This is a genomic window from Pseudoalteromonas sp. SWXJZ94C, assembly GCF_015864385.1.
In the GTDB taxonomy this organism is placed as follows: Bacteria; Pseudomonadota; Gammaproteobacteria; order Enterobacterales; family Alteromonadaceae; genus Pseudoalteromonas.
Map to the genome: position 1 here is coordinate 1 of NZ_JADYXF010000110.1, position 2,393 is coordinate 2,393.

The following is a 2,393-nucleotide window of genomic DNA, read 5'->3' on the forward strand; positions in this document are numbered from 1 at the left end:
TGTTGAACAAAGCCGCTACGCGGAGCTAGCAACCTCTAGCATAATTGCCACACTTGTCATTGGGACTTCCCCCTATTCACCGGAGAAAACCAATGACCCCATTAAGACAACGCGTCATAGACGAGATCCGTTTAAGAGGCTACTCACCACGTACCGAAGAATCTTATATAAATGCACTTGCTCAGTTAGCTAATTACTACGATAAATCGCCTGACTTAATTAATAAAGAAGAGCTTGAAGCGTATTTTAGGTATGTAAACCTAACACAGCATTTGTCGCGTGCAACGATTGCAGTAAAACTCAATGCCGTTAACTTTTTATATAAATATGTACTACAGCGTTCATTTAATATTGATATTGTATTGCCTAAAAAAGCACATAAAATACCGATACTGCTAACACGAGATGAGGTTCATCGCCTGTTCTTAAATATGGCATCTGGACAACAAAAAGTCATGCTTTGTATTTGCTATGGCTGTGGACTCAGAATAAGTGAATTACTGAATTTACGGGTTGTTGATATTGAATTTAGCCAAGACTGCCTATGGGTTAGAGCAGGAAAAGGCAATAAAGACCGTCGTGTCATATTACCTAAAAGTGCAGCAAGGCGGTTAAACGCTTACATAGCAGGCTTTTCCCTTGGCAGTATACTGTTTTGTACCAACTGGGATAAAGAAAAAGCGATTGATGCAAAAACGTTTAGTCGTGGATTAAAACGTGCGGTAGCACGGGCTGAAATTGCAAAAAATGTATCCGCGCATAGCTTGCGTCATGCTTATGCTACACATCAAATTGAAGCTGGTATGCCGCTTCATCAGTTACAAAAGCAGCTCGGACATACGAGTATTCGTACGACAGAGCGTTATTTGCATTGGTTGCCAGAGATGGCACATAGTAGCCATGATTTAATGGCTGCGTGGGAGGAGGATTAAGATGGCAGCAATGCATCATGTCGCGGATATCTTAGCGCAACACCTCAGTAACTATAAAAAAGTGCATGCATTAACCTATCAACAACAGCGAGTGTGTCAGCATATACAGGACTGTCGAACCGTAAAGTTAGGCGCTCAGCAATGGCAGTGTGATCGCTGCGAGCATAATAAAACGGTGTACTGCGCATGCAGAGATAGACACTGTCCGCAGTGCCAAGGGCATGTTAGCGATCAATGGAGTGAACAACAAAGTAAGGATGTCATCAATGCGCCTTATTTTCATCTGGTATTTACACTCCCTCATGAACTAAATGGATTAGCAAGGCAATATCCGCGTGAGATTTACAGCTGTTTATTTCATGCTGTATGGCAAACCCTTAGTCAGTTTGCGCAGCGTAAAAAACAGCTACAAGGCACGTTAGGAATGACTGCTGTCTTACATACATGGGGGCAAAGCCTAGCTCAACATATTCATTTGCACTGTTTAATTCCAGGTGGCGTATTAACATCGTCAGGTGAGTGGCGGGGTGTTAAAAAGCCGTATTTATTTGCAGTAAAAGCCTTAGCAACCGTGTTTAGAGCAAAAATGTTAGCAGCCATTAGGGCGCATAAACTAACGATACCTCAAAACGAATTGTTAATGACAAAATCATGGTGCGTACACAGCAAAGTGAATTTGACCGCCCCGAAAACGGTGTTGAAATACCTTGGACGCTACACACGTAAAGGCATGTTACATGAAGGACGGCTTAAGCAAGTAACAAAAGATGATGTCACGTTTAGTTATAAAGACTACCGAGACAGCAAAATAAAGCGAATGACATTAACAGGCATAGAATTTATTAGGCGCTATTTACTGCATGTACTCCCAAGTGGGTTTATGCGAATACGGCACTACGGGTTTTTAGCCAGTGCGTGTAGAGCAAAAAAGCGGGGTATTATCAGCGCACAAACAAACAAGCATGAGACTAAAAATAAGGGAAAGTCAGATACAACAGGTGCGATGGGAGTTAATTGGCCGTGCCCATCATGTAAGCAAGGGCAGTTGATAATGAAAAGCCTCTGTATAAAGGATGCAAAAATCGACGGTCTAGCGACGGGAGGCATAATAATGAATAGTGGTTAATAGTAAGTCGAACACTTAAAAACAATTCGTTAAATAAGTTGGTGCAATATAACCAGCTTAGATGGGGTGTTGGCTAAAATAAATAAAAAGAAGGACAGTAGACAATAAGCAGGCAGAAACGCAATAAAAAAGCGTAGAAATGTAATTAATAAACAGTAATTAACCCGTGTAGTAGTAAAAGGGTGTCCAATAAATCTGCAATCAACAACTTCCCTAAAAAAGAGAATTCCTATAGCATTAAGCATACCAATAAAAAAGTTGAGTGAGGAGTATGCTTCGTTCAACAAGGTATTTATACGATACAAACAACGTAACGTATAAATACTAAGACGTTA

General features: G+C 40.9%; 2 protein-coding genes. Both read left to right on the forward strand.

What is annotated here, in order from left to right:
• Positions 1 to 92: 92 nt before the first annotated feature.
• On the forward strand, positions 93 to 932 hold the full coding sequence (locus tag I6F65_RS21125; protein WP_197114780.1) for a site-specific integrase: 840 nt from the start codon (positions 93 to 95) through the stop codon (positions 930 to 932).
• Between the two features lie 10 nt (positions 933 to 942).
• On the forward strand, positions 943 to 2,058 hold the full coding sequence (locus I6F65_RS21130; RefSeq protein ID WP_231613264.1) for an IS91 family transposase: 1,116 nt from the start codon (positions 943 to 945) through the stop codon (positions 2,056 to 2,058).
• Positions 2,059 to 2,393 lie beyond the last annotated feature (335 nt).

Coding starts and splice junctions, on each gene's coding strand:
- I6F65_RS21125 (WP_197114780.1), top strand. CDS start 93: ATGACCCCATTAAGACAACGCGTCATAGACGAGATCCGTTTAAGAGGC.
- I6F65_RS21130 (WP_231613264.1), top strand. CDS start 943: ATGCATCATGTCGCGGATATCTTAGCGCAACACCTCAGTAACTATAAA.